This window comes from Amycolatopsis ultiminotia, assembly GCF_039536925.1.
Lineage (GTDB): Bacteria > Actinomycetota > Actinomycetes > Mycobacteriales > Pseudonocardiaceae > Amycolatopsis > Amycolatopsis ultiminotia.
The window spans coordinates 314,498-335,186 of sequence record NZ_BAAAZN010000007.1 but is presented as its reverse complement, the minus strand read 5'-3'; the positions used below and the strand labels follow the sequence as shown (position 1 = coordinate 335,186).

At 64.9% G+C, this 20,689-nt stretch carries 10 protein-coding genes and 3 pseudogenes; 3 read left to right on the top strand and 10 right to left on the bottom strand.

What is annotated here, in order from left to right; translation table 11 throughout:
- Positions 1-129: 129 nt before the first annotated feature.
- A complete protein-coding gene (locus ABD793_RS18825) occupies positions 130-990 on the bottom strand; it encodes a hypothetical protein (RefSeq protein ID WP_344861626.1) in 861 nt (286 codons plus the stop codon).
- Positions 991-1,615: 625 nt separating this feature from the next.
- On the opposite strand from ABD793_RS18825, the gene ABD793_RS18820 reads away from it, so the two are divergent.
- The 3 genes and pseudogenes from ABD793_RS18820 to ABD793_RS18810 form a co-directional block, all read left to right on the top strand.
- Positions 1,616-2,503 carry a hypothetical protein gene (locus ABD793_RS18820; RefSeq protein WP_344861624.1) on the top strand — a complete coding sequence of 296 codons (888 nt, stop codon included), beginning with the start codon at positions 1,616-1,618 and terminating at the stop codon, positions 2,501-2,503.
- Between the two features lie 15 nt (positions 2,504-2,518).
- Positions 2,519-3,094 (top strand): hypothetical protein, encoded by a 576-nt coding sequence (locus tag ABD793_RS18815; RefSeq protein ID WP_344861622.1) that lies wholly within the window; start codon positions 2,519-2,521, stop codon positions 3,092-3,094.
- A gap of 383 nt (positions 3,095-3,477) precedes the next feature.
- A pseudogene (locus ABD793_RS18810) lies at positions 3,478-3,964 on the top strand (transposase); the annotation flags it as partial.
- A gap of 12 nt (positions 3,965-3,976) precedes the next feature.
- Here the strand turns inward: ABD793_RS18810 and ABD793_RS18805 are convergent.
- From ABD793_RS18805 to ABD793_RS18770, 9 genes and pseudogenes are all read right to left on the bottom strand, one after another.
- Entirely contained in the window at positions 3,977-5,038 is a 1,062-nt protein-coding gene (locus ABD793_RS18805) for an IS30 family transposase (RefSeq protein ID WP_344861620.1), read from the bottom strand.
- 87 nt (positions 5,039-5,125) lie between these two features.
- Positions 5,126-5,554: pseudogene (locus ABD793_RS18800) on the bottom strand (transposase); the annotation flags it as partial.
- Positions 5,555-6,024: 470 nt separating this feature from the next.
- Positions 6,025-6,189: pseudogene (locus ABD793_RS42720) on the bottom strand (helix-turn-helix domain-containing protein); the annotation flags it as partial.
- A gap of 180 nt (positions 6,190-6,369) precedes the next feature.
- Positions 6,370-8,460: a UvrD-helicase domain-containing protein gene (locus tag ABD793_RS18795; protein ID WP_344861617.1), complete on the bottom strand. Its 2,091-nt coding sequence runs from the start codon at positions 8,458-8,460 to the stop codon at positions 6,370-6,372.
- Position 8,461: 1 nt separating this feature from the next.
- Positions 8,462-10,042 carry a serine/threonine-protein kinase gene (locus tag ABD793_RS18790; protein ID WP_344861615.1) on the bottom strand — a complete coding sequence of 527 codons (1,581 nt, stop codon included), beginning with the start codon at positions 10,040-10,042 and terminating at the stop codon, positions 8,462-8,464.
- Positions 10,042-10,815: a DISARM system phospholipase D-like protein DrmC gene (gene drmC, locus ABD793_RS18785; RefSeq protein ID WP_344861613.1), complete on the bottom strand. Its 774-nt coding sequence runs from the start codon at positions 10,813-10,815 to the stop codon at positions 10,042-10,044. Before drmC ends, ABD793_RS18790 begins: the two co-directional genes overlap by 1 nt.
- Complete coding sequence (drmB, locus tag ABD793_RS18780; RefSeq protein ID WP_344861611.1) at positions 10,812-12,710, bottom strand: DrmB family protein; 1,899 nt, start codon at positions 12,708-12,710, stop codon at positions 10,812-10,814. The genes drmC and drmB overlap by 4 nt, the downstream gene beginning before the upstream one ends.
- Positions 12,707-16,498 carry a DISARM system helicase DrmA gene (gene drmA / locus ABD793_RS18775; RefSeq protein WP_344861609.1) on the bottom strand — a complete coding sequence of 1,264 codons (3,792 nt, stop codon included), beginning with the start codon at positions 16,496-16,498 and terminating at the stop codon, positions 12,707-12,709. The genes drmB and drmA overlap by 4 nt, the downstream gene beginning before the upstream one ends.
- A gap of 65 nt (positions 16,499-16,563) precedes the next feature.
- A complete protein-coding gene (locus ABD793_RS18770) occupies positions 16,564-20,613 on the bottom strand; it encodes an Eco57I restriction-modification methylase domain-containing protein (RefSeq protein ID WP_344861606.1) in 4,050 nt (1,349 codons plus the stop codon).
- Positions 20,614-20,689: the final 76 nt, after the last annotated feature.

Here is a 20,689-nt window from a genome sequence, read left to right as displayed (position 1 = left end):
CGTGCCAGGACTCGTCGCTGCAGCTGTGACCCGGTGTTTCGTCGCAGCGACGGTCCGGCGTGATCAGCTCCTGATGCGGGGTTGGCTGGCGGCGAGCGGGTCGTGTTCACCGGGTCGGCGCTGCTTGTTTCATGCGATGGCCTCTGCGATGAGGTCAGGGAGGGTGTCGGGGTCGGCGATACGGCCTTCGGCGGCGGTCAGCGCGGTTCGGATCAGGTCGAGGACGACCTCGCGTGGTGTTTCTCCGTCTCCGAGTCGTTCGAGGACGTGCGTGGGTGTTTCGACGGCGAGCGCTTCGATGCCGTCTGCTTCCCGCACGACGTCGGTGGGTTCGCATTCGGCTGCTGCTGCGGCGGCGACATCGGCGGCGGCTTGGAGCCGGTGTGCTGCGGGTACTGCCGCCGCGGCCGGGTCGAAGTGGGTGAAGAGCTTGTCGGTTCCGGTCGGGTGTTCGCGGAAGAGGTCGTCGGCGGCGTTGATCTGGAGCGGAGAGGCGTCGGCGCGGGTGAGGCACACGGCTTGTTTCGCGCGTCCGGACAGGTCTCCGCGTTCGGCGTGTTCGACGACGTCGAGTTCGCTGCGGACGTCCGCGACTACGTGCTCGGTCGGTGCCGTGTCGCCGAGTCGGTGGAGTGCGCGTCCTACGTGGTGGGCGGCCTCTTCCGCGCGGATGTAGGACTGGACCAGGTATCCGTTTTGCGGCAGGTTGGGGTTCGTGAGCGCGTCGATGACTTTGCCGAAGGCGTCGCGCTCGCCTTGCCGTCGCCATCCCTCGGTGTTGACGTCGAGGCTGTCTGCGGCGCTGGCGGGGTGGGTGTAGGTGAGCCAGAGCCGACGGGACAGGCTCGTCAAGGCGTCCGCAAGGCCCAGTGCATCCTCCGGCTCGGCTGTCCCGGCCAATTCGGCGACTGTGTCGGCGACGAAGCCGGCTCCCGTGTCCCAGGTTCTGGTCAGAAGATGCCGCGTCTCGTCGAAGGCATAGACCGTCACAAGGAGGATTCCGACAGCCGTGACAAGCCCGAAGAGACGTCACGGGCCGTAGGCGGATGGACGTAGTGACGTCGGACGCGTGTATCGCCAGCAGGATCCGACCTCGGGTCTGGTCATGGAATGTTTAGCCTTCCGTTGTGTGAGAACGGAGTCGAAAGCGAACCTCGCATCGGATGAGGGTTGTGCCCTTCGGATTTCGTAACAAGGGCGTCGGGCAGCCGCTGATTATTGGGTGTATTCGCGATCTTGGGGTGGATTCAGTGACCAAACATCGCACCACGAGGGACCACGACGAAGAGGGCCGGTCTGATCAGGCAGTCGGCGTCGGACGCCGGATGACAGTGCTGATCCGATTGCCATCCTCTCGTGGCTCAAGTTCGAGTTTCCTGCAGTATCCGCACGATTGGGCTAAATGAGCGAAGTTCGCTTGACTCGCTATAGAACGTGTGTTCGAATATCCAGATGACATGTTTTTCTGCGGATGTGAATCTTGACTGAGTGCACCAACCCGGGTAACCCTTTGTGTTTACGTAACGCAACAGAGGGTGGGAATATGGCGACTTACGGCTACCGGGTGGCTGAGCTGTACATCACTCCGCCGAGGAGGCTGAGTGATCGTATAGCGATGACTGAGCCGGAGTCTGTCGGCGGTTTGTATCCGGCCGCGCTGCAGGCGGCCCGCGATGCCATGGTTCGCGGTGAGAAGGATGAAACCCGACAGCACTACACCCGGATCTCGCAGGTGCGGCAGGACGCGTGGGGCATCTTGCTGAACGTCAAGGGTGGTGAGTACGGGGAACCGCGGGAGGTTATCGACGTCGACGCGAATGCACCGGAGGAAGATCCTCGACAAATCGGGCAGAGTGACGCGGTGCTCAGCGATTTTTACTCGCTGTTGATCATCCCGCCCTACGGCCACGCGGGTCTGCTGATAACCGAGGTCAAGGGTCGTTCGCACATGACGCCGGCGACCTTGCGTCAGCTGAACTTCCGGCTGCGTGATCTCGGAGTGTTCTTGCGGGTCACGTCTGACACCGTGGACGCCAAAGCGTGGAGTGAATTCTTGGAGGACGATTCGGTAGGGGTGACCGGTGTGGAACTCGTGCAGTCATCACAGTCGCCCGATCGGACCCGGTTCACGACGGAAAACGTTCGCCGTTCACGGCTGCACCTGGACCTTGAGGACGGATCGCAGGTCAAGGCACGGGTCGTGGACGCGTTGCGCGCGATGATCGGGCTGGAGCCTCGCCGACCTCAGTTGGTGGGGCTGGTGGGGCTGCGTGACTTCGACGATGAGGACTTCGACGAGGAGCGGATCATTACGGTGTGCGACGGCAAGGAGCGCAAGATCGATGTGCGGTCTTCTTGGCCGAAATTCACCTACGCGATCGACACCGAGGAGCGCTTGTCCGCGGCAGAATTCGTCCAAGAGGTGCTCCCGGCTGCACTGGATTCGTTGCGGTTGTTGAACGTGGACGTGGCACCGAACTGGCGTCCGAGAATCTCTGATTAGAGGAGTGACTCGGGCATGGACAAGTTGCGTAGATTCAACCCGTGGCCGATCTTTCTCTACAACAGTCGTGCGATGCGAGGCCCGGACAGCGACCGGTTGACCTGGGCCGAGCGGGCGTTGCTGTATGGCATGCCAACGGTGGGATTTGCGCTGTTCGTAGTGCTGGGGCTTCAGTTGGGCGGGATCGCGCAGTTGTTGTCGGCGACGTCGCTGTTGGTGGGCGCGATGCTGTCCACGTTTGTGTTCCTGGCGAATTTGCGGATCAAGATCCAAGAGGTGGCGGAGTACAAAGTTCGTTCCGGATTAAAGGAGTTGGTGGCCTCGTCGGCAGTGGGTGCGCTGCACGTGTCGGCGATAGCGATGCTGTTGGCGCTGGGGCTGGCGTTGATGGCGTCGTGGCCGGTGTTGACCGTGGACGGGGTGGCCGGCCACATCGCATCCGGGGTGTGTGTCGGCCTGCTGGTCCACTTGGTTATTTCGCTTGCGGCGGTGCTGCGTCGACTGTTCGGTATCTACGTGGATCTTTTCATGGGCGATTTCATGGCCAAGCCCAGTCCGGAAGACCCGGAGCCTCGGGGTGACAAGCAGTGAACTTGGCCGGGCGAGCTCGGCTGTGGATGAACTGCCGCCTATGCCGTTGTCCGATCCCGTCGGAGAGTGGGCCGGCGATCGAGAACCTCATCTCCACGGCGTAGGCGGTTGTACGTGCCGGGAAATACGTTCGTGCGGGTCAGCAGGTATCGGTGTGTGACTGGTTACTATCCGGCATGATCGTGGCTCGTGCTGGTCCGCTTTGCCTACCTTGCCGGGGGGTGTTTGATCTTCTGCGTAAGCGGGTGACCTGACCGGCGGTCGGACGGGGTTCGGCCTGCCAGGAATGGATACTCTGAGTGAGCGAGAACGTGGAGGGCGAATCGGTCGGCGTGGTCGAGGAGATCGCGGTGGCCGAGGAGCGGGAGGCGGCGGTGCGGCGTCTGGCGGAGGTGTTGTCGCCGGCGGCGATCGAGTCGCTGGTCAAGGACGCTGAGACGTCGCGAATGGGTCTGGATGGGCCGAGGGCTTGTTCAACCAAATGACCAAGGCGATGCTGGATCGGGCTCGCAGGTCGAACTAGACGGCCATTTGGGGTATGAGAAGGGTGACGTGACCGGCTGGGGTTCGGGGAATTCTCGTAATGGCGCCAGCGGAAAGACTGTGACCACCAATTCCGGTCCGGTGCAGCTGAATGTTCCGCGTGATTGTGAGGGTACTTTTGAGCCGAAAATAGTGTCGAAACGCGCGCGCCGCTTGGGGTGTATCGATGGTATGATCCTGTCGTTGTATGCGCGGGGTATGACGACGCGGGGTATCAAGGAACATCTGCTCGAGGTGTATGGCGCCGATGTGTCACCCGGGTTGATCTCTCAGATCGCCGATGTGATGTCGGGCGAAATCGTGCTGTGGCAGACGCGTCCGGTTGATGCTGGTCGGTTTCTAACGAACGTTGCGAATCAGTGTTGCGGCTTTACGCTGGTGCCATTGTTGCATGAGCTGTTGCGGGGTCCTGTCGCCGAGACAGCGGCGTGGTCGGTTGTTGAGCTCGGCTGCGACCTGGTCGAGCTGCTTGCTCGACCAGGCATTGAGGTTTGTCCCCTTCGGCAAATACTGGCGCAGCAGGCCGTTGACGTTCTCGTTGCTACCGCGCTGCCACGGCGAGTGCGGGTCGGCAAAGTAGATCCGCATGCCGGTAATCTTCTCGATCCGCTCGTGGTGGAACATCTCGTTGCCCTGATCCCAAGTCAGACTCCGCCGCAGCCCGAACGGCAGAGCTCGGAAGGCGTTAATGAGCGCGTCTCTGACCGAGGAGGCGGAGTGGTCGCGCTCGAGCCGGACCAGCACAGCGAACCGCGTCTTGCGTTCCACCAGTGTTGCGATCGCAGACCGCTGACCGGCGCCGACGAGCAAGTCTCCTTCCCGGTGCCCGGTTTGTTGGCGGGACTGCACGCGTGCCGGCCTGGTGTGAATCGACCGCATCTTCGTCGACTGCTTCAGCGCGCCGTCACGGGACCGGCCGCGGCCTCGTCGGTGCCGGTAGGTGCGACCGGTACGCAGGTTCGCCACGCTGACAGCGGTGATCAGCCCTCGATAGACGCTCTCGTAGATCGTCTCGGTGCAGACGTGCCAGCCGATACGGCGCGGGAATCGTCGTCGTAACCATCGGCTGATCTGGCCTGGTGACCAGTGCCGGGCCAGCTTTGCGGCCACAACCGTGCGCAACTCGGCGTCCATAGTGAACCGTCGAGGTTTGGGCCGCTGACGGCGCAGGTAAGCTTGGTTGTGCGCGTACCACGGCTGATACCGTCCATCAGGCTTACGATTGCGCGCGATCTCCAGATAGATCGTCTGGTGACTCTTCCCGATCCGCGCGGCGATCGTCTTGACCGGCACACCCTGCGCCAGGCCGTCGGCGATCTCGATCCGATCGTTGTGGGTCAGGTACCGTCGCGAGATCGGCTTCTCGAGCATAGGCACGCGACCAGCGTCGATGAACCACACCGACCCGCAGCTGAGCGACACACCGACCCGCTCTACCGCAGCGGACCCGCTCATCCCCCGTCCGGATCAGCTCAAAGTAGCGGCGTTTCACCCCCACCGGCATCCTGTTGTGCCCACCACGTGACATGCGAACCCCTTCCCATCAGGATTCGCAACGACCAATGGAAACCGCCGGATGTCGTCGGCAGTCGCGGTCCAGGCGAACGGTCGGGGGTTGGTGTTCCAGTGGTCGATGTAGTCGCGGATCTGGGTGATCAGGACTTTCACTCTGGAGAAGGTGCCCCGGCGGATGAACTGGCGGGTGATGATGCCGAACCAGTTCTCGATCTGGTTGAGCCACGAGGCTCCCTTCGGGGTGAAGTGGAACCGCACGTTCGGGTGGGCCTGCAGCCATGCCTGGATGTCGGGGGTGGTGTGGGTGGACAGGTTGTCCAATACGACGTGGATCTGTTTGCCTGCGTGGGGTTTCGTCGCTCTTTTGAGGAATGCCAGGAAGTTCGCGCAGTCTCGGGCGGAGTAATACTGCGCCGAGCACCTCGCAGGTGCCGACGTTCAGCGCGGCGAACAGGTTGGTCAGCCCGTTGCGGACATAGTCGTGGGTGCGTTTCTCCATCTTGTCGAAGGTGATCGGCAGCAGCGGCTGGGTCCGGGTCCAGGGCCTGCACCTGGGTCTTATCGTCGACGCTGAGAACGACCGCGCCGCCGGGCGGCTCGAGGTAGAGCTCGACGAATGTCGGCGACTGTCCCGGCGAACTCCGGGTTCTTGCTGATCTTGAAGGTGCCCTGCCAGTGGGGTTGGATTCCGTTTTCTCGCCACAGTTTCGCCACGTAGTGGTGCGAGACGGACACGCCCTCGGTGCGGGCGAGGAACGCGGCCATTCCCGCGACGACCAGTGCGACAGGCCCGACTCGACCGGCGGCGAGGTGCGCGAGAGGGCCAGCACGCGGCCCCGGGTCGAGGCCGGCACCTGTACGCGGCCCGCCCCGCGACGGTGGTCCAGCAGTCCGGCGATCCCGTCCGCGGCGTAGCGGGTCAGCCACAGATCCACCGTCGGCCGCGACACGCCTGCCCAGTCCGCGATCTCCTTCTTCAGCCGGCTTTCGGCGCACCACAACACGATCCGCGCCCGAATGCCGACCGTCGCGGGCACGTCGGGGCTATTGGCCAAGTCTCGCAACTCGGCGTGAAAGAGAATTACGAGACACTAGGTACGCCCGCCCTCACCAAATCCACAGGTTTCAAGCGTGGCTCCAGGACTGTCCGGAATCGATCTGGTCGAGAATGGTGCTGAGCTTGGATATGATTGACCTTTCGGCTCGGGTATCCGTGGTCAGGTCAGGGCCGTCAGGAACGGGCTCGGAGCTCCATGCCAGGAGACCGACAGCTGTTCGCGGCCACGAGTGCAGGCGACGAACAGCAGGCAGCGTTCGCGTTGCATGTCGTGTTCATGGGTGATTTGGTCCTCTTCGGCTGCCGTCACGGCGTTGGGCGATGGCACCTGTCGTGCCCCGGCTCCGACGACCGCGAGACAGCGGAATTCGAGACCTTTCATGCGGTGCATGGTCCCCACTGACACTGCATCCTCCCCGGTCGATGTGCTGGCCAGTGCACGCGCCGGTATGCCGTCCTTGCCGAGGGAAGCCACGGTGGCGGTGACCAGATAGTTCGACCGGGCGGCGATCCCGATCTCGGCTGGGCGCACGCCCGCGTCGATCCAGTCGGTGACTGTCTTCGTCAGATTGGCGAGTTCGGCGTCCCAGTTGCCGAAGCCCTTGAGCTCGGGCGTCATGCCGTGCACGTCGGACCGGCAGCCCGCTATGGAGTCGAGCCCGCCATCCATGTCGTCGATCCGTTCGCCACGCATCAGGCCGAGGCTCCAAGCCAGAATCTCAGCGGTCGTCCGGTAGTTGATGTTCAACTTGCTGGAGCGTCCCGCTATGGCGATGCCGACGTCTCGGAAGCTGACGCGGCTGTTGTAGATCCTCTGATGCGTGTCACCGGCGAGGAAGAGATCGTCGGGTGCCTGGGGCGCTGCGGAACGCAGGAGCCGCCAGTGCATCGGGCTGAGATCCTGCGCCTCGTCCACCACGATGTGGCGGTAGGGTTTCTCGAGCCGGTCGTTGAGAAGACGTGTTGCCTCGGTGCACACGGTCTCGTGCGTCGAGAGGTTGCGACGACGCAACTCCTGCTGGAATTCCCAGATCACCTGCCACACTTGGGCTTTCTGCCGGGCCCCGAGCCTGCGTCCGCGGCCCGTGCGATCGGCGGCGCGATAGTCATCGGCATCGGTCACTTCCTGGGCAAGCACCACCTGGCGCCACTCCTCGGCCAGGAACGCCTCGCTGAAGGGCGCGCCCGCTTTTCGCGCCGCCGAGCGCCACAAGTCCTTTTCTTGATCGGACTGCAACAGCAAGGGCGCTCCGTGCTGTTCTCGGTAGATCTGGTGTGAGAGTTGGTCGACGTGGCGGATGTCGATGTGGTCGAGGACGCCGGGCAAGTCCGCCAAGAGCTTGAGTCCTGCACTCAACGTCGCTGGGAGAGTGGAGATGTAGGTGGTGACGAGTATCCGCCCCGCCCCGGCCTGAGCCAGGTTGTGCGCACGGTGCAGGGCTACGACGGTCTTGCCGGTGCCCGGCCCGCCCTTCACCTGCGCCGGTCCGGAGAACGAAGCTTCGGCCAGACGGCGTTGCTGCGGGTGCAGGTAGATCCGCCAAAAGTCAAGGGGCCGCTCGAACACGGCCATCAGTTCCCCGGGGCCGTCCACCAGCACCACGCGGTCCGTGCTGCGCTCGACCGCTGCGCCGATGTCGGAGGTGTCGACCTCGCCCGCTGCGGCGAACGCGCCGACCTCGGCCCACACCTCCTCCGGTGAGAGCCCCGCCGCCAGGCCGTACAACACGTCCCACTGGTTCTGCGGCAGGAACGACTTGGAGGCGTCAAGCTGGACCAGGTCGGTCAACGCCCGCGCGAACTGCAAGGTCTGCTCGTCGAGTCCCAGTTTGCGCAGTTCCGCGTCCTTGACACCGTCGAAGAGGCGGGCCGGAGCGCTCGCGGCCATCTGCGACAGCGCGGGGAGCGTGGCGTCGATTGCCTTGGTGTCGCGGATCTCGATCCGCCCGGTCGCGGCGTTCACCGACGCGGTCCTCCGTTGCGCCCATGCGTAGGCGTCGTCGTGCGGCAACACCTTGAGCAGCGTGTAGCTGTCCCCGGATTCCGGCGTGAGCACGACACCGCGCCAGAACTGGTCGATCCTGATCGTGCGGAAGTGGTTGTCGCGGGCGTTGGTGACCTTCTCCAGGTGCGCGCCCGCGTGCGTGGCAGCGTCGAACTTGCCGAACGATTCCAGCACCCGTTGTTGCACGGTCTTCTCGAGCTTGCTGAATTCCCGAAGGAATTCCTTGTCGATCCCCAGTTTCGCCATGTCAACGCCCTCCCTCTTGCGGCATCCCGCTCAGCAGATCGCGCACCTTCGGCACCGATGGATGAGTTGGCCCGTGAACTCGGATCAGGTCGTCGAGCAGCCGGGAGAGGGTACGCGTGGCCTCGTCGCGTTTACCTCCTGCGAGGTGAAGCAGCCCGATCTGGCGGCGGAGCTCCAGCGGCCGGGAGTCGTCCGCTCCGTAGACCCGTTGCTCGTCGGAGAGCAAGCCTTCCAGCGAGCGCACTGCGAGGCTGGTGTCCCCGATCACGGCCAGGCAGGTCGCCTCCTGCAGGCGGCAGCGGAACACGAGTTCGGAGTCCGGGCCGTCCCTCTTCGTGAGATCATCGGCCAGGTCGCGGTAGGCCGGTGCGGCGCGGCGGTACTCACCGCCTTCGAAGAGGACATTCGCCCACTCCAGGCGCAGTGAGAAAACCTCCTCGCCGGTAGGGTCCGAGGTTGCGAGCGAAGCGTGGACGGCGCCTTCGAGGACCTGCGCGGCCTGCGCGTAACGCGACTGCTTGGCCAGGGATCCAGCCTCGCGGCGGGCCTGGCCGATGTCCGGCCGGCTCGCTGGTGGACGTTCGGCCGGTGTGGGGACCGGCGCTGCGGGCGTCGTGGAGCTGCCGGTGGTGATCGTGGTGTCGAAGGTCCTGCTCACGACCGACGCATACATCCGTAGGGGACTCGGAACCGCCGGCGGAGTCAGCGCTCCAGGAATGGGCCCGAGGTCGCGCACAAAAGGAAGCAGCCGTTCATACACGGATCGCGCGTCGGCCGGCCGGTCCTCCGGCTTCTTCTCCAGCAGTTCACCGACCAGCTGTGCCAGCGGACGTGGTGTGTCCGGTCGCGATGAAGTCACGGCGGGAGGGCGCTCGTCCACCTGCTTGTTCATCACAGCGTATGCGGTGGACCCGCCGAACACCTGCTGCCCGGTGAGCATCTCGAACAAGGTGCAGCCGAGCGTGTAGAGGTCACTCCGCGGTCCGCTCATGGCGGCGAGCACCTGTTCGGGAGCCATGTACGCGGGTGTCCCGATCGTCTGGCCGGAGTGGGTGATCTGTGACGCGTCCGCCATGTCGAGGGCGACGGCAAGGCCGAAGTCGAGAACCTTGACGGTGCCGTCGGGTTCGAGCATGAGGTTGGCGGGCTTCAAGTCACGGTGGACCAGCGATGCCTGGTGCGCGACGATGAGTACCGCGCACGTCTGGGCGGCGATCGAGGCGCACCAGCCAACAGGCAGGGCGCCGCGTTCGGCCACCAGGTCAGCGACGCTCATGCCATGAATGCGTTGCATCACCAGGAACGGACGCCCCTCGTGGGTGCCGACATCGAATACCGCGGGCACACCGGGATGCTGCAAGCGGGCCGTGATGCGCGATTCCCGAACGAACCGGCGGACCAGCTCGTCGTCGGGTGTGCCATCGGGGAACCGGATGAACTTGACCGCGATCTCACGGTCGAGTTTGGTGTCACGGCCCTCCCACACCTCACCCATTCCGCCCCGCGCGAGGGGTAACGGCGTCAGCTCGTAACGTCCGTTGAGGACCGTGCGCTTGGACCTATCTCCTCCTTGCCCCGGCATCAGAACGGCCCGCCGGTGCTCACGGACAACCGGTCCAGGACCTTCCTGGACTTCAGTTCGTCGATGTGCTCGGCGACCCGGCGGGGCGCGTTGCCGCCGCGGACGAGTAGCCCCGCCTCGATGTTCTTGGCGACCCCGGACTGCGTCAGGTTCGCGCTGGAGACGAGCAGGACACGGCGGTCGGCGATGGCCAGCTTCGCGTGCATCTTCGACCCGGGCTCGGTTCGTTGAAGGACCGGCCAATGCCAGAGGACGACGCCGGAAATCTTGGCAAACGCCGCGGCGGGTTCGGACCCGGCGAGTGCGCTGCGCGCACCTTGCAATGTCTCGACCACCGCCGATACCTCGACACCACGGGCCACCGCGTCCTCGAGCGCGGAGCGGATGTCGTCGTGGGGTTTGGCGGAGTAGGTCATCAGCACCAGTTCGTGCTCCGCGGTTTTGATCACCTCCACAAGAGCCTGGGCGGTGGCCCGCACGGGCACGGTATGGCTGCTCGGTCCACTCCAGACGGTCTCCACAGTGACCGCGGAGGTCAGCTGCTCGTGCCCGATCGCGAGGCCGCGGAGGAACGCCGCGGCCTCACCGGAGGCCATGCCCGACTTCTCGTGGGCGGCGAGCAGCGGTGCCGCTGTGTCGGCGAAGGGATGGCCGAGCCAGTCGAGAATCGCACCTGATGGCCAGCCGGCGCGAAGACGTTCGGCCACACCGCGCAGGGTTGCGGACCCGAGCTCCGACGCCGATGCCGCGGCGACCTGTTCGAACGACGTCACGGCAGGTCCGGGAACAGAGCGAGCGCCGGGTCGTCGATCGGCAGGACGAACCGCCGGTCCAGGAAGCGGTTACCGCGCTCGCAGGTAGTCTCCGACAGGAAGAGGCAGACATGGCAGGCGGCCCCGTGCAGGTAGTCCGCGGGGGGTTGGGGGAGCCGTTCCTTGCAGAGCGGGTCCGACGAGCAGATCATGCCCTCGTTCAATGCCCGCCGGACCAGGGGGACGAGGCGCTCGGGCTCGGCTTGGGACACCAGACCGCCGAGGCTTCCCTCAGCGTCCGGTACCGCCGTGTAGATCAGGATTCCGGTCCGCGGGTCGTCCTCGGTACCCGCGTACACCCGTTCGGACAGGCTCGCGGCGCTGTAACCGCAATCGAGTGCGATCGTTCGGAGCAGGAGGTGGGACAACGTGTGCAAGGCGATATACCGCGCGCCCGGCCAGTTGCGCATCGGATCGAATGAGCCGGGAATCCGGTCCGAGTACCGGTTCTTGCGGAACTCGGCGTAAGCATCGCGATGGTGCGTGAGCGCGCTCGATCCGGCGATGCGGCTCTCCCAGTCGCTGAGTACTTGTTCCGGAATGTTCAGGAAGATGCCCTCACCGCGCACCTCGCTGGCCGGCACCCACTTCGGTGTTTCTCGCGCGAGCGGCGCAGGGGAGACGAGTTCGGGGTCTTCGGGGTCCGGGGCGTCGAGTCGCGTGAAGGCGACCAACGCGCGCACCTCGCGGAGCCGTTCGACCTGAACAACGTCGCCAAAGATCGCCTTCAGCGGATCGGGAACCCCATTCGGGTCGCGGTGGAGTGCGAAGTCGTCGGTCGGTTCGGGCAGATGCCTGGCCGAGAACACGTCCCACTCCGCGGTGCGCAGGTCGGGATAGCCCTGGGGTTGTGGGTCCTGCGCGCTGTCCTTGCTGGCGCGAACCGCCGCGACCGCTGCTTCGATCTCGTCGTCGGACCACTTGCTGAGCTCACGGAACGCGGGCACGTTGTCCCTGGCGTAGGGATACATCGCCTTGGGGACCGGCGAGACCGGATCCCAATGCTGCTCGATCTTGGCTTCCAGCTCGCTGGCGCCGCTGCGCGGGACAGCGATCGCGGAATACACCTGAGGGAACCACTGATTCGAGGCTCCGACTACGAGCACCTTGGGATCCTGGTCGCATCCCTCGGGTTCGAAGATGCCGAGGTGTGCGTGGCGGCCGCGGCACCGCGGCAGGTTCGGAAGGTTCCGCACACCAGTGGCCTGGCGCATGTTGCGGCGTTCGTTGCAGCTCAGACAGCGAATCTCGACGTTGGCGCCGATATTGCCACCGCGGTCGTCCATCTGCATGCGCGGGTGGCTCGCCTTGGGGCACGGACCGCCTTGGTGCACAAAATGCGCGTACGGGAAGTCATCGAGATGCCCGGCGGTGCAGGCCAGCACGAACCGGGCGGGCACCGCCAGCGGCTTCTTGCCTGAGCGCCTCCTGCCGCACAGATCGTGGAAGAACCGCGCGTCATGAGGCCTCTTCGGCAGGAAGTTTTCGAATCCGAACACCCGGGAATCCAGTGGTCCCAGCTCATTGCAGGCCGTGCACCGCAACCAGGTGGGGAACGGCATTATGGGAACGCCGACGCGGGCGGCCGGCCCGCTGGGTTCGGTATCGGTTCCCGGCATCCAGGGAGCGGGCTTCAACTGTTCGACGAAGCGCATGCCGTGATGGGTCTTCACCGCGGCGAGCAGCCGCGGCTCGGCGATCGGCTCCCATTCGGGCACGTTGTCGTGCCGCCAGTCGTCCAGACCGCTGACCAGCACGGAGAAGTTGGGCAGATCGACGAGCGCGCCCACCCCGGTGGTGAACATCAGGTGGCTGGGGCGGACGGCGCCGACGCGCCGCCGGTACTGCGCGGTCATTTCGTTCCTCGCCTTCCGCCGGTTTCGGGCAAGGCAGAGTCGCCCATCTCGTCGCCCTCGGGGGCGTCGTCGTCGGTGCTCTCTCCGTCCGGAGGTGAGAACGACCAGTCCGGCGCGTTGTACTGTGGGTCGAAGAACTCACCTCCGCCAGGCAGCAGGAGGTTGATCTCGTTCTCCGTTTCCCGCATCGAGAGGCCGACCGTGGTGTCGCGCCATTTACCTTCGCCGGGCTTGGTCAACAGCCCCAGCAGATGCTGTTTGCGGAAGGTCGCCTTCTCGTAACCGAGCCGGGTGGCCGCGGTCTTCGCCTGGGTCCAGATGTCGGCGAATCGTTTGATCCGTTCGCTGAGGTAATCGCGGCCACGCTCGCCACCTATCCGCTCGGCCCGGGCCAGCATGCGCGCGGTGAGCCGGTCGATCATGGTGTCGTCGAGGTCGACGTCGTGCGCATCGGTGTTGCGGGAGTTCCGTTCGGCCATGTTGCGGACGGCCGCGACGAATGCGGCGGTGGTGCCACGGTCCAGGGATCGCCGGGTGTAGGGCGTGACGGACAGCGCTTCCACTTGGCGGTAGAACGTGGCGTGGTAGTGCTCGAAGTCTTCGAAGTGCGCGAGGTCACGTGGGCGTGACCAGTTGTACAGGGTGACGACGAGGCCGGGCCGGCGTGCGTCACGACCGACGCGGGAGGATGCCTGGATGTACTCCGCGGTGTTCTTCGGCTGCCCGGTCACCACCATCAGACCGAACCGGGAAACGTCGACGCCGACCTGCAGCATCGACGTCGCGAGGACGACGTCGACTGGTACCCGGTCACCCTGACGCCGCTCCGTCATGCGTTGTGCCAGCGGATGGGGTTCGAGCCGGTCTTTGCTGCGGAGGGATTTGCCGCGGTTGGCACCGAACACGTCGCTGCGGTTCTGGTTGATCGCGTGTCGGCGTGCGGTGGTGTCGATGTCGGGGTCGAACCCGATCTCCAGCCGTTTGAGCACGTCGCTGATGTCTCCGGACGAGATCCGGGATGTGAGTTCCTGAACGGTCAGCATGGCCGTGGACCCGACGATCCGGTCGGAGAGGCCCTTGCTGCGCCCGTGCCTGCGCACCCGGGTGGCCACGTCGTCGTCGAGGAAACGTCGCATGCCGGCCAGTTCACGTGTCGAGCTGAAGTAGCCCACGAGCGTCATGTACGGATCGGCTGGTGCACCGTAGCTGTCGAACATCGTCTGACCTGCCAGGAGCAGGATCTCCGAGAGCCGGATCTCGGCGGACTTCAGGCGGACACCGTGGGCGCAGATTCCCAGGTAGCGGCGCCCGGGGTTGGTTTCCGAGACGGGCACCTGCTTGGAGAAGAACGTGTCGGCGACGTCGGTGACCTGCGGCGGAAAGATCTCCAGGTCGCGCCCGAACACTCCGCGCACCTGTTCGCGGGCCCGCTTGGTTGTCGCGGTGGAGGCCACGACCTTCGGACCCACCTCGTTGCCGCCCGGGGTGGTCCACGTGCACAGTTCGTCCACCGCAGCCTCGAACAGGCCGACCGTGGTGCCGAGAGAGCCGGAGATCAGGTGCAGCTCGTCCTGGATGATGAGGTCGGGCGGCCGCAGCCGTGGTACCGGCTGGCTGACCACAGCAGGGAGCTTGTTCTTCTTGTTGTGTTTGGCTTTGCACTGGGTGCGCTCGTCGAGGTCATCGTGGCGGTATCCGTGCCGGGGGCAGTATTCGCGGACACGGCCGAAGAGAATGCCGGCGTAGCCACGCCACGGCAGCTGCGCGAGCTTGTCCACGGTCGCGATGACCAGGCTCGGCGCGTAACGGTAGATCTCCTCGTCCACCGTCAGAATTGGCAGCCCCTCGTCCGACTGGGTTCGGGAGAATGGGCAGGCCATCGCGCCTTCCGCGTTCGGGCAGTGCAGCAGGATGCGCCGGGTGTCCTCGTCAGGGTAGAGGTCTCGATGGGCCTCGAGCTTGGTTCCGCACCACGGGCAGGACAGGGTTTGCAGCACGTTGGCCCGCTTGCCCTGCCCGGCCTCGCGAGCTTCGGCGATCTGATCGCGGGCCTGGTCGAAATAGTTGGGGGAGACCGAGCCACCGACCCACAGCCCGATGCGGAACGGCTCGGTGCCCCAGCTTGGCACATCCTCGCGCCGGATCACCTCCGCGGCGCACACGAGCGCCGCGGCGCGCTGGAACTGTTGCGCGGTAAGCAGGCGGAGGGTGTAGCGCATGAGCACTGCGACGCCGGCCATCCCACTTCGCGCGGCCTCGGCCGTGCCGACCACGCCTTGCCGGCGGCGGATGGCGAAGGTGTAGGCGGTCAGACCGAGGTAGGCCTCGGTTTTGCCGCCACCGGTGGGGAAGAACAGCAGATCGACGGTGGCATCCGGGTCGGCCGCGCGTTCGGGGTGGTCGGGGTCGGTGATGGACGGGAGGTTCAGCAGGACGAATGCCAGCTGGAAGGGCCGCCACGACGCGACTTTCGCGCCCAGCGCCTGCACTTGGGCATCGGCTTCGGCGTAGCTGACGTCCGGGTTCTCGCGGAGCCGGGAGAGTTCGGTGTGGCGCCGCTGCAGTGCCATGGCACGGTTGGCGAAGTGGAACGCTTGAAGCGATTCCGCGTGCCGGGGATGGCCCGGGTCGGTGAGCAGAGTGATGCCGGCACTGATACGCCGATGCGCGGTACGCGCCCGGAACAGCGCGGCTTCGGCCGCTTCCTGCAAAGTGTCGGGCAGGGTGGCGATGTCGGTTTCGCGTTCGTTCAGCCAGCCGGTGTAACCGTCGATGAGAGGCGTGAGACCCGCCCGAAGCTGTTCCGGGGACGCCTCAGCAAGGGCGTCCATGGACAGCTCGGTGCCTTCCAGCGGAGTCCCGGGGCCGACCTGAGCGATGGTGGCGGGCACGTTGTAGGTGGGCAGCCACTGGGTTTCCAGCTTGTGCGCACGGCGCAGCCGGCGGTCGGCGTGCGCGTGCACGGCGACGTTCTGGCCGGTCGCGAACTTGAGCTGATCGCGGTAAAGCAACCGCAGGTGCAGGTCTTCGCGGTCTTCGACGGCTGGGTTGGCGTCGGTCATCGGATCGTCGATCGGCAGGAACACGGGGCTCCCGCCGTCGAGCGCGGTCACGGTCAGCTTGGTCTGGAAGATCCACGCGACGTCGGCTTTCGACTGCGGCTCCTGCTGTCCGTTCACCAGCGTCACGTTGACGGTGCGCCGCTGGTCGTGCGTGCGGATTGCGACCGAGAGGTATACGCCGGGCTCACTAAGGTCGGCGGTGGTGAGCGGGACCTGGTAGTCCTGTTCCCCGTCAAGGCGAAGTTCCCGTTCGAACTCGACCGGTTCCCGCGCCCACACCGTGCGTTTGCGACCCTCGGTGTCTTCGGTCTCGTGCGTGAAGTAACGCCCCCAGGACGCGGTCACAGCAAGCACATCGGTGTCCGCGCCGACGCGGAAGTACAGCCCCATCGACGACGCCCACAGACGCCCCAGGGCTTGTGGTGTCAGGATCTCCGGCAACTCGGCGCCGTCCTCGCCTTTGGCATCGCCGTGCACGCCGACGTCGGTGTCGGTGACCGAGTCGGCGGTTTCCGCGGTCGTCTTCGGTGCGGCCTTGGGGCCAAGCATCCCGACCAGATACCGCTCACGGGGCCCCATTGCACGCGGCCGGAACTCTTCGGCAGCACCGTCCCACGGTCCGAGCAGGTCGCGCTCGACGAGCGACTGGAACTCGTCGCGGACAGCGAACGACGTGCTGTCGCCGAAGGTCTGCGGCGTGTCCAGCGGCGCAGGCGTCTCCGGCACGGCACCGGATGTGCGCGGCTTGTCTTGCTCGCCACGTGGGTCAGGAAAGAGGGCGTCTGAGCCCATCAGAAGATACCCCCTTCGGTTGTCTTCTTGATTTTGCCAGAACGTCGTTTCTGGATGTGGAGGCCTTTCGCGTCTTCCTCGGCGTAGCGCTCGTGGTTGAGTTCGAGGAGGCTGTCGAGGATTTCGCGCTGGGCTGCGGGGCCGATGGTGTAGCGGGTCTCGCGGCCGGCCTGGTGGAAGCCGTGATCGAGTCCGCCGACGGCCGCGACGCGGTCTTGCCAGCCGTAGGCGCGAACGGTGGCTTCGTCGATCTCGCGGTGAAGGGCACGGAGTTCCTCGATGTCCTGGTCGCGACAGTTTTCGTCGAAGACCAGGTTGTAGGTCTTGGTCAGGCCGGTCTGGCGGGACAGCATCACGTCACGGCGGAAGGTGTCGAGCTGGTCGCCGAGGTGGCGGAGTTCCTGGGTGAGTTCGGGCAGGGGCAGCGTCTCGAAGACATCGGATGGTGAGTAGTTGATGTCGGTCTTCATCGTCGAACTTCGGCGGACCGTCCACCAATAGTGGGGCGCGCTGGACAAGAACGCCAACAGCGCCGTGTCAGCGCTAGCGAAGACGCCAAGCTTGTGGGCGAACACCTGCTTGGTCGGCACCATCACCGGCATCACGGTCTTACTGACGAGCGTGATCACCACGACCCGCTCGAGCCCCGTGATGGCGCGAACCAACTCAGGCGTGCGCTCCGCGTATTGCCACCATCGTTCGCGTCGCGGCTTGCGGTTGTTTCGATCTCGTTCTGGCTTCACCAGGCGCAAGACCTGGCCGTAGCACTCGCGGTAGGCCTTCGCGCGGTCTTCGGGCCAGTTGTGGAAGTTGATGACCCATCGGCTCGCTGAACAGCGCGGGTTGGAGTTCAGGTCCTGGCCGTTGAGATAGGGGAATAGTACTTCACTATTCTTCGGATCGCGTCCGATCAACCGGTCGGCTTCCACGGGGGTCATAGTGAATCCAAGGCCAAGGATGTTCGAACCCTGAAATGAGATCCCTCCGTTGATTGCTAATGTCCTGGGCTGCGCGATCACTCGTGAGGCGGGCTCGAGTCCTGCTGTCAACCCGACGGTTGACGTAACGTTCGCACACGATCCCCAGACGACACAGCACTCCAGAGCGGAGCTTCGTGATGGCCAGGGCATACTTTTGATTGCGTTATAGATGGTCAAGCCATTCGCCACGGCTTGGTCGAGTCCTACCTGCCGAGTGTCGCCCTGCGCCAGAGTGTTGGTAGCGACTAGACCAAGTGTGCCGGTGTCGTTGATGAGCTCGGCGGATCGCAGGACGAAGTACGCGATGAGGTCGGCGCTGCCACGTACGCCGTGGGCGAGCGTGTGGACGAGATATTCCCGATAAGCTTCGCCGAGCGCTCCGGTCAGCTTCTGACCACCCAGGTACGGCTGGTTTCCGATGATGGCGTCGAAGCCACCGCGGTGCTCAAAGACCTCAGGGAATTCGAGCGGCCAGTGGAATGGTCTGCGCCTGAACCCGATCTCGGGCGCATCGGTCGACAACCATCGGTACGCTTGGGTCAAAGCGCCGTCTTCTTCGAGGTCGCGCAGTCTATTGTGCGACAGGCGAGCCGCTTCTACCGCACCGTTCGTTATGCCTCTTGCATCGCGTTTTGCGTTCGCCAGCGCTGAGGCGACCAGGAGATCGGCGTTGCGCCGCAGTTCGGCTGTGTCCTTGTGAATCTCTTCGAGGAGTTTGCGTTTTTCGGCGAGCCGGACGAGGGGATCGTCCCGGACATCGATCTCGATAACCTGTCGCCGAGCGTCCGCCACCTTGGACATGAGGGCCCGGCCCGGTGCGACCCACTGAAAGAGATCGAGGTGCAGCTTTCGACCCTGTTCCGGATCGAGGTGCATGTGCCAGAGCTGGTCCAGCGACCTGATACCGAGTAGCGAGTCGCCCGTCTTGAGCCGGTCGTCCAGGAAGGTGAACGGAAGGTCGGGGTCCATGGAGATCAGCCACAACGAAACCTTCGTGATCTCGACCGCGCTCGGGTTGATGTCCACCCCGTAGAGGCAGTGTTCGATCACCTGCCGTCGCGCCTTGATGATCACGGGATCCTCATCGGTGTCTCCGACGGCGCGGGAAAGCCGGGAGAGCAACGCTTGTTCGTCACCCTCCCGGGTCCACGCTTCGACGAGACGTTCCGCTAAAAAATGTGCCGCGGACACCAGGAACGCTCCGGAACCCATCGCGATGTCGGCGACCTTGAGCGCGAGGATGTCGTTACTGCGCTTCAGAACCCATTTGGCGCGGTCATTCGTCTGCAGGGGCCCCGGCGAGTAGACCAACGGCTCAAGGGCGTCTTTGACGACGAGCTCGGCCAGGTGCCGTGGTGTGTAGTGGGTTCCCGTCAGCCGTCGCAGCGGGGAGTCGGTGACGAAGAGTTCGCCCGGCCGGATCACGATGGGCAGACCACGAAGGTCGTCGCGGATGAGTCGGGCGAAGGGCATGAGCCGGTCGGCGAGCTCGTTGTCGCCACGGGTTGCTGCCAACAATCTCCTGCGCGTGTCCTCGCGTTCCACAGCGGCGAGTGGTGCGAGCTTGCGTTCCAGGACACGCGGCGAGCCGATGCCGGAAGCTTTGTACTCCTGTGAGAGCCGAGAGCCCAAGGCGGATGCCGTCGCCGACTCAGCGGCGAGCGCTTCGAGGTCGGCAAGTGCAACCTCTTGCTCGTAGCCCTGCTTACCGATCAGGCTGACGGTGACCTCGCCGGCACGGAACCCGTCGTGGGCGAGGAGTCCCTCGTAAACGTAGCCGATTTGCTCGACCTGTAGCTCGCGGAACGAGAGCTTGCGTCGTTCGCGGGTGCTCCCGGTGCCCGCCTCGATGAACTGCACCGCACGGAGCATGTGCAGGATCGTCCGGTCATCGATGGAGCGCGGGAACCAAGTGGCAGACGTGGTGTCGAACAGAGATCCGTCATGCGGATTCATCGTCAGTCGAGGGTGGTCGATCCCGTAGTAGACGGCCTCGAACAACGCGAGAAGCCGATGCCACGCCGCGAAGCTGTGCTCCAGGTCGTCCTCACTGGACTCCAACGCGCGCCGCTCCAGGTCCCCGCACAGACGCCCGACCGAGTAGGAGGACGCGTAGAGCTCATTGTCCGAGGGCAGCATCTTGCGCTCTTCGGCGAACAGGAGAAAGACGATGCGCATCATGACGGTGACCGCGGCGCGGTAGACGTCTTTGGCGTCGACGTCGGTCAATCCGGCCTCGCCCCGTTCCCGTTGCGCCGTGTCGGCGCGGCCGATCGCTGACACAAGGAGCTCAACGGCTTGCCGGACCTGCACGCCGAGCGTCTCGGTGATCTCCTCCTGGGAACCTTCGCTCGCAGCCAGCAATGCGACGATCTTGTCCGATTCCGGCACTCCGAAGAACCGCCGTCGACACAGCAGAGAGACGAAGGCGCGCACCACTTCGCGCTCGGCAGCATCCGGCCAGCCGATGGCGTCGAACGTTGCAGTGGTGGCGACTTTGCTGTTCCGAGCCCACACCAGAGTCCACCACCGGCCATCTGTGACGAGGCCCAGCTGGACTTCGCGTCTGCGGCACAAGTGCACCAGGCGATCGACCGAGTTCGCCGCCCAGTCGTCATCGGCGATTCGCGCGCTGGGGTGCTGACCGGGCGGGCAGACCAGACCCACCAGTTCAGTGAAAGCTGGTTCGGCTTCCTTACCGGGCCGGACCAGCGCGAACGTTGGCACTACGCGGGCTTCGTGCTCGGGAACATCGATCGCCAGCGACGCGAGTCCGTCCGCGCCTGCCCACTGCAGGTTGCCGTCCCAGTCGAGAAGCTCACCGAGTACGTACTTGATCCACGCCCGCTGCCGGTTGGCCGGATCGGCTTGCCACACCTTGTGCTCGAGCCGTAGTCGATCGCGGGCCGGCTTGTCCAACGAATCGAGCGTCGGCCACGCCTGCCGGAGTACTGGCAGCGACAGGAACGGGCCTTCGACATCGATCATGCTCAGCCAGCCGCGATGTTGCTGTGCATCCCCGGACGCACGACGCTGGCGGGTCAGTCTTTGCCGGGTGCCAGAGCTCATCAGCGCACCCAGGCAGGCAGGGCAGTAGGGTGCCGTGGTGTGAAGTCAAGAACGGTGGTTGTCAGGGCAACGAATT

Bases quoted from the DNA above. Each gene is read 5' to 3' on its own strand.
- ABD793_RS18820 (WP_344861624.1), top strand. From the start codon at position 1,616: ATGACTGAGCCGGAGTCTGTCGGCGGTTTGTATCCGGCCGCGCTGCAG.
- ABD793_RS18815 (WP_344861622.1), top strand. From the start codon at position 2,519: ATGGACAAGTTGCGTAGATTCAACCCGTGGCCGATCTTTCTCTACAAC.
- ABD793_RS18795 (WP_344861617.1), bottom strand. From the start codon at position 8,460: ATGGCGAAACTGGGGATCGACAAGGAATTCCTTCGGGAATTCAGCAAG.
- ABD793_RS18790 (WP_344861615.1), bottom strand. From the start codon at position 10,042: ATGCCGGGGCAAGGAGGAGATAGGTCCAAGCGCACGGTCCTCAACGGA.
- drmB (WP_344861611.1), bottom strand. From the start codon at position 12,710: ATGACCGCGCAGTACCGGCGGCGCGTCGGCGCCGTCCGCCCCAGCCAC.
- ABD793_RS18770 (WP_344861606.1), bottom strand. From the start codon at position 20,613: ATGAGCTCTGGCACCCGGCAAAGACTGACCCGCCAGCGTCGTGCGTCC.